General features: G+C 66.9%; 4 protein-coding genes and 1 CRISPR repeat array. Of the genes, 2 read left to right on the top strand and 2 right to left on the bottom strand.

The features are described from left to right. Positions 1-904: direct repeats of the CRISPR family, unit length 32 nt; unit sequence GTCGCCCCTCCCACAGGGGCGTGGATCGAAAC. Positions 905-939: 35 nt separating this feature from the next. Continuing rightward, a complete protein-coding gene (locus tag BT183_RS09140) occupies positions 940-2,136 on the bottom strand; it encodes a GTP-binding protein (RefSeq protein ID WP_072341259.1) in 1,197 nt (398 codons plus the stop codon). A gap of 297 nt (positions 2,137-2,433) precedes the next feature. Between BT183_RS09140 and BT183_RS09135 the strand changes: the two genes are divergently transcribed. Beyond that, the gene (locus BT183_RS09135) at positions 2,434-2,940 is read left to right on the top strand and encodes an NUDIX hydrolase (RefSeq protein ID WP_072341256.1); all 507 of its coding nucleotides are present in this window, start codon (positions 2,434-2,436) and stop codon (positions 2,938-2,940) included. Here BT183_RS09135 and BT183_RS09130 read toward each other — a convergent pair. Beyond that, entirely contained in the window at positions 2,907-4,409 is a 1,503-nt protein-coding gene (locus BT183_RS09130) for an inorganic phosphate transporter (protein WP_072341254.1), read from the bottom strand. The genes BT183_RS09135 and BT183_RS09130 overlap by 34 nt on opposite strands. A gap of 299 nt (positions 4,410-4,708) precedes the next feature. Here BT183_RS09130 and BT183_RS09125 point away from each other — a divergent pair, with 299 nt between their 5' ends. Beyond that, a complete protein-coding gene (locus tag BT183_RS09125; protein WP_072341251.1) occupies positions 4,709-7,213 on the top strand; it encodes a PIG-L family deacetylase in 2,505 nt (834 codons plus the stop codon). Positions 7,214-7,221: the final 8 nt, after the last annotated feature.

Raw genomic sequence — 7,221 nt, 5'->3', positions numbered from 1 at the left:
GTCGCCCCTCCCACAGGGGCGTGGATCGAAACTACATCCGCGCCGGCCGCCCAAAGTGCCACGAGCGGTCGCCCCTCCCACAGGGGCGTGGATCGAAACGTCGCATCAACGACGTGAAGCGCACGGGGCAGGCGTGTCGCCCCTCCCACAGGGGCGTGGATCGAAACTACATCCGCGCCGGCCGCCCAAAGTGCCACGAGCGGTCGCCCCTCCCACAGGGGCGTGGATCGAAACGTCGCATCAACGACGTGAAGCGCACGGGGCAGGCGTGTCGCCCCTCCCACAGGGGCGTGGATCGAAACACGGCAAAGCGGAACACGGGCTCGCTGACAGCGGGGGGTCGCCCCTCCCACAGGGGCGTGGATCGAAACGATATGCACGGGTGCTTGGGCATCCTCCCACCCGTCGTCGCCCCTCCCACAGGGGCGTGGATCGAAACCTCGACACCCTTTCGGACCCCTTCGAAGCGGTCGGTCGCCCCTCCCACAGGGGCGTGGATCGAAACTCAGCCATCTTGGCTGCGATCCGTTCGAGCTCGGGTCGCCCCTCCCACAGGGGCGTGGATCGAAACCGCGTGCTTTGTGGCGATTGGGCGAAGGCTGCGGTCGCCCCTCCCACAGGGGCGTGGATCGAAACCCCCATACGCGGGTGATCTCGCCATCCCCGGCCGCGTCGCCCCTCCCACAGGGGCGTGGATCGAAACTGGCGCCACGAGAACTTCGCCCACATCGTGCCGGACTGTCGCCCCTGCCACAGGGGCGTGGATCGAAACGGCTGGATCGAGAAAGGCCCAAGCGAGGCCGTCGTCGCCCCTCCCAAAGGGGCGTGGATCGAAACGTGGCATCGGCGACTGCGACAATGCTGTCTGCCTCGTCACCCCTCCCACAGGGGCGTGGATCAAACCTTCGCGAAGGCATCAAGCACTATCCCAGCCGGCGATCACCCCGCCCTCCAGCTGGGAAAAGGATCAGGCAACTGGCTCCAGACGTCGGGCAGCATCTGGCGGGCCGGCACGAGGCAGGCATCGAGGTCGCGGCGGATGCGCGCTTCGTCCATCGGGTTGGTGCCGATGAACACGAGCTCCTGCCGGCGGTCGCCCCAGACCGGGTCGATATAGGGCTGCATCGCGGCGAGCCAGTCCGGATCGTCCGGCCAGCGGCGGCGCGGTACCGCAGCCCACCACAACCCGCGCCGCCCGGTGCGCACCAGAGCGCCGGCCTGGCTCAGTTCGCCGACATGGTCGGGCCGCGTCGCCAGCCAGAAAAACCCCTTGGCTCGCACCACGCCGGGCCAGGGGCGGGCGATGAATTTTGCCAGCAGCACCGGGTTGAAGGGCTGGCGGGCGCGGTAGACGAACGCGCGGATGCCATACTCTTCGGTTTCGGGCACATGGTCCGAAAAGCCGTTGAGTTCCTTGAACCACAGCGGGTTGGTCTCGGCCCGTTCGAGGCTGAAGAGCCCGGTATCGAGCACGCGATCGAGCGGAACGTGGGCGAAATCGGTCTCGATCAGTTGGGCACCGGGGTTGAGTGCCCTGATGATCGTGCGGGCCGCGGCCTGCGCCTCAGGGCCGGCCTCGGAGATCTTGTTGAGCACGATGACATCGGCGAACTCGATCTGCTCGACCAGTAGGTCGACAAGGGCCCTGTCGTCGCCGTCTCCCGCCGTCTGCCCACGATCGCGCAGGAAATCCGACGATGCGTAGTCCTTGAGCAGATTGGCGGCATCGACCACGGTGACCATGGTGTCGAGCCGCGTGAGGTCGGAGAGGCTGCGCCCCGTTTCATCGCGGAAATCGAAGGTGGTGGCGATGGGCAGCGGCTCGGCGATGCCGGTGCCTTCGATCAGCAGGTAATCATAACGGCCGCTTTCGGCCAGGCGCCGCACCTCGCTCAGAAGGTCGTCGCGCAGCGTGCAGCAGATGCAGCCATTGGAGAATTCGACGAGCTTTTCGTCGGTGCGGCTGAGATTGGCGCCGCCGTCGCGCACCAGCGCGGCGTCGATATTGACCTCGCTCATGTCGTTGACGATGACCGCGACGCGCCGGCCTTCGCGATTGTTGAGAATGTGGTTGAGCAGCGTCGTCTTGCCGGCGCCCAGAAAGCCGGAGAGCACGGTTACGGGCAGCTTTTTCATGGGTCTCGTGCCTTGGTGAGGGGAGGGCGGGTGTCCGCCCGAGGGATGCTGCGGCCTTGGCGCAGCCGGATATCCGCGCGCTGTTCTTGCAAGTCGAGGCGGACCCCAACAGCCCGTCGGCGGCGGTGTATGTAATGATATTACATTACTTAAATTGCAGCGCAAGCGTCAATCTCGGCGCCTGTGACGTAGCGGATGGCACCTCCCAGCACCCCCGCCGGGCCATCGAGGCCCTTGCCTCCGACTCCGGGCTAGCCACATTGTATCGCCTAGCGATTCGCGTGCGGCACCGGTTGGATGTTCAAGAGACTGACTGCGTTATTCCGATCCTTTTTTCCGGCCCGTCAGGAGCCGGCCGGCCCGCAATTCGGCGCGCTGCCCTATACCGTGCGCGACGGGCAGCTCGTCGTGCTGCTCATCACCTCGCGCGGGCGCGGCAAGTGGATCTTTCCAAAGGGCGGCCGGATCGAGGGGATGACGCCGTGGGAGAGCGCTGCCCTCGAGGCCTATGAGGAAGCCGGGGTCGAAGGCGAGATCGAGCAGGTGCCCATCGGCTCCTATGTCCTGCCCGTCACCGCCGAGCGGCCCAAGCCGGTGGAAGTGCAGATCTTTCCGCTGCGCGTCACCCACCAGCGCGAGGATTGGAAGGAGCAGGGCCAGCGCTATCGCCACTGGGCTGTTCTCGCCGAAGCGCGCCGCCTGATCACCCATGAGGGGCTGGCCGATGTCGCGGTGGCGCTCGCCCAGCGCGAGCTGGGTCGCGGCCGGGCTCAGCCGGCGAACAGGGCCGCCATCAGCCAGTAGACCACTGCGGACAGCAGCGCCGCGGCCGGCACCGTCACGATCCACGCCGTCGCGATCGACAGCGCATGCTGGCGCCGCACCAGGTAGCGCCGCTGCCGCTTCTGGAAATTGGCGATCGCTTCCTCGGGTGTGCGGTTGAGATGGTCGGTCTTGAGAAAGACCCCGTCCGGGCTCACCGCCTTGTTGCGAATGTTGCGGTTCGAGACCCCCTCGCGCAGAAAGCCCACGCCGAACACCGCGCCGATGGCGATATGGGTCGATGACACGGGCAGCCCCAGCGCCGAGGCGACCAGCACCGTGGCGGCCGCCGCCAGCGCCACGCAGAAGCCGCGGATCTCGTTGAGCTTGGTGATCTTTTCGCCCACCGTGCGGATGAGGCGCGGCCCGAACAGCGCAAGCCCCAGAGCGATGCCGATGGCGCCGATGGCCAGCACCCAGAGCGGCAATTCCACCGCATCGCCGGCCCCGTTACCGCCGATGGTCGAAACGATCGCCGCGAGCGGCCCCACGGCATTGGCCACGTCGTTGGCGCCATGCGCGAACGAGAGCAGCGCGGTGGCGATGATCAGCGGCAGGCGGAAGAGCCGGCCGACATGCTTTTTCGAATTGTCGGCCTCGGCCGTGCCGTGCCGCACCCAGGGGATGGCGACGAGCCAGCCCAGCCCGCCAATCCCCAGCCCGATGGCCAATACCGTGGTCGGGGCAGGGGACCACATGCGGCTCAATCCCTTCTCGGCCATGTACATGGCAAAGATGCCGCTCATCAGCGCCACGAAGACCGGCACCCAGATACGGGCTGCCGCCGTCCGATCCTGCTTGCTGAGGATGGTGGCGTTGATGATGACCAGAAACACCGCAGCTAGCAGCCCGCCGGTCAGCGGCGAGATGACCCAGCTTGCACCGATGCGGCCCAGCGTCGGCCAGGCGATGGCGGAAAAGCCCATCGCGGCGACGCCGGCGCCTACCACCCCGCCCACCACCGAATGGGTGGTGGAGACCGGCGCGCCAAGGATCGTCGCGAGATTGACCCAGAGCGCCGAGGCCAGCAGGGCCGCCATCATCACCAGCACGAAGCTGCGCCCATCGAGCGTCGCTTCGGCGACGATGATGTCCTTGGAGATGGTGGTGACCACGTCGCCGCCCGCCAGCAGCGCGCCCGCCGCCTCGCAGATCGCGGCGATCGCCAGCGCCCCGCCCATGGTCAGCGCCTTGGCGCCGACGGCGGGGCCCATGTTGTTGGCCACGTCGTTGGCGCCGATATTGAGCGCCATATAGGCGGCGATCACCGTCGCGATGACGATGAAATAGCCCTGCGGTCCGCCCGCCGTCGCCCAGCTGGCCCAGACCAGCGCGGCCGCCAGAAAGAGCAGTGCCACCCCCGGCGCGGCAATGGCGCGGGCATTGGCGGTAGCGGCGCCGCCCAATTGCGACACACGCTTGAGGTCCTTGTCGATGGCGGGCTTCGACATGTGCTTTCCCGGGGCAGACGGAGATCGTGCGCCGTCTCTAATCAAGCCCCGCCTGCAGGGCGAGTCGATTGTGACGAAATCGTCATGTGTCCCCATCTCTGCGCCGGATTAATCCGCTTGCGCCCGCGGCTCATCGGCAGTCCGCATCTTCGGGTGTTCGGTCTATGTGTCTGGAAAGACAACGTGATCATCAGATTAACACACTTGAGTTAAGTTAATGACGCGCTCATAGTCCTGAATGCTGGCGGCGTCCGAGGGGGAATTCGCGACGCGGCCGGCTTGAGAAAGTGAGGATCAAGATGACACGATTGACTCGGCGGACATTCGTCGCATCGGTGCCGGCGCTTCTGGCTGCAAGCCAGATTCCGGCCTTCGCGGCCCCGGCCTCCCATCTGGAACTGATCGCGGCGCAGAAGGCCGAGCCGGCCATCGTCAAGCTCTACCGGCAGCTGGAGCGGCTCACCTCGACGGTGACGCTGATGACCACCGGCGCCCATCCCGATGACGAGCCCAGCGGCATGCTGGCGGCCCTGCGCCACGTTTATGGCATTCATTCGGTTCTCTATTGCATTACGCGCGGCGAGGGCGGCCAGAACGCCATCGGCCCCGAGCGCGGCTCGGTGCTGGGCGTGCTGCGCACCCGCGAGATGACCGAAGCCTCCCGTTCGCTCGATGCGTCACTGGCCTTCGGCAGCCAGGGTCACAACGACCACATGCATGATTTCGGCTTCTCCAAGGACCCCAACCAGACCATCGACCGCTGGGGCCGCGACCGCGTCATCGAGCGCATGACCTGGGCGTACCGGCAGTACAAGCCCGACGTCATCATGAACTGCTTCCTCGATGTGCCGGGCCAGCACGGGCATCACCGCGCCGCCAATGTCGCGACCTTCGTGGTCGCCGAAATCTCCGACAACCCGGCCGAATTCCCCGATCAGATCGCCTCGGGCCTCAAGCCCTGGCGCGTGCCCAAGATCTACCAGCCGGCCTATGGCGGCGGCGGTGGCGTCTATGACGACCAGATTCCGCCCCCGCCCAAGACCCTCGTGATCAAGGCGCCCGAGCGCGACCCGATCTCCGGCGCCACTTTCCCGCAGATGGGCGAGTGGTCGCGTTCGTGCCACCTCACCCAGGGCATGGGCCGCTGGCGCCCCGATCCGCAGACCGAGTGGGAGCTCAACCTCTCCTGGGCGGCTGATGGCAATGCCGGGCGCGAGGAAGCCGATATCCGCGAGGGCCTCATCGCCACGGTCGGCCATATCGCCGATATCGATGGCATGCCGGCCTCCGCCGCCGATGCGCTGCGCAACGCGCAGGGGCTGATCGAGGAAGCCATTGCCGATTATGGCGATCCGGTCGCGGTCACCACGCGTCTCGTCGAGATCGCCAAGGCCGTCGGCGAGGCCCGCGCCCAGCTGCCCGCCGAGCTCGAGGACGTCACCGCCCACCGGCTCGATCGCAAGATCCGCGAGATCGATCTGGCGCTGGCCACTGCCGCCGGCATGCATATCCGCGCCTTCACCGATGGGGGCGATCTGCGGCCAGGCCAGGATATCGTGGTCAAGACCATCGTCGATGCCCCCGATGCCATCACCATCGACAGCATCGCGGTTGTCGCCCGTGAGGGTATCGCCGGCGAAACCACCGCCGATGGCGTCAAGGTGTCGGTCGCCGGCGATGCCGCGCTCACCAATCCTCTGGCCGAGCAGTTCGATCCGCTCGGGGGCAATGGCGACGCCTTCGTGCGGCTCGCCGTCGACATCGAGGGCCACAAGGCGGTGCTCGACATCGATCTCGAGGATGCGCTGCGCATCCTTCCCGAGGCCTCGCTCGAGCTCAAGCCCGATGCGGTGGTGTTCAACACCGAGCAGGCGATCAGCCCGGTCGAGATGACCGCCGTCGTTGCCGGTGCCACCACGGCCGATCTCGATTTCGACCTCCCCGCCGGCTGGACCATCACGGCCACCGGCGAGACCGGGCGCGAGGCCGGGACCTTCGAGCTTGCCCCGCCCTCGGACCTCGGCACCACCCGCATCACCATCTCGCCCAAGCTGCTCGACAAGCAGGCCTATGCCATCAACGTCTTCACCTATCCCCATATCGGGCGGTCGGTGGTACCCACCGAGGTGGCAGTGCCGGTGCAGTCGGTGGGCGCGGTGCTGCCCGACGCGAAGGTCGGCTATATCGGGGGCGGCAACGACAATGTCGCCACCTGGCTCCGGCGCCTCGGGGTCGACCTCAGGGAGCTGACGCCGGCCGACATGGAGGCGGGCGCCTATCGCGATCTCGACAGTCTCGTGGTCGGCATCTTCTCCTTCGGGCGCCGGCCCGATCTCGTCGCGGCGCTGCCCGGCGTGCATGAATGGGTGCGCAATGGCGGCCACCTCGTCACGCTTTACCATCGCCCGTCCGATGGCTGGAACGTCGATACCGTGCCGCTCGCGCCCATCACCATCGGCACGCCCTCGATCCGCTATCGCGTCACCGATGCCGAGGCCGAGGTCAAAGTCCTTGCCCCCGACCATCCGCTGCTCAACCACCCCAACGTCATCGGGGCGGAAGATTGGGCCAATTGGGACAAGGAGCGCGGGCTCTATTTCGCTTCCGAATGGGACCCGGTCTATGTGCCGCTGCTCGCCATGAGCGATCCGGGCGAGGAGCCGCTCGAAGGCTCGCTGCTTTCGGCCGAGATCGGGGAGGGCCGCCACACCCATACGAGCCTCGTGCTGCACCACCAGCTCGACAAACTCACCCCCGGCGCCTTCCGCCTCCTCGCCAACCTCGTCCAGAAGGCCCGCGTCTGATCCTCGAC

The sequence above is a fragment of the Devosia enhydra genome (assembly GCF_900119845.1).
GTDB lineage: Bacteria > Pseudomonadota > Alphaproteobacteria > Rhizobiales > Devosiaceae > FPKU01.
This window is presented reverse-complemented; position numbering and strand designations above follow the sequence as displayed.

Coding starts and splice junctions, on each gene's coding strand:
- BT183_RS09140 (WP_072341259.1), bottom strand. CDS start 2,136: ATGAAAAAGCTGCCCGTAACCGTGCTCTCCGGCTTTCTGGGCGCCGGC.
- BT183_RS09135 (WP_072341256.1), top strand. CDS start 2,434: ATGTTCAAGAGACTGACTGCGTTATTCCGATCCTTTTTTCCGGCCCGT.
- BT183_RS09130 (WP_072341254.1), bottom strand. CDS start 4,409: ATGTCGAAGCCCGCCATCGACAAGGACCTCAAGCGTGTGTCGCAATTG.
- BT183_RS09125 (WP_072341251.1), top strand. CDS start 4,709: ATGACACGATTGACTCGGCGGACATTCGTCGCATCGGTGCCGGCGCTT.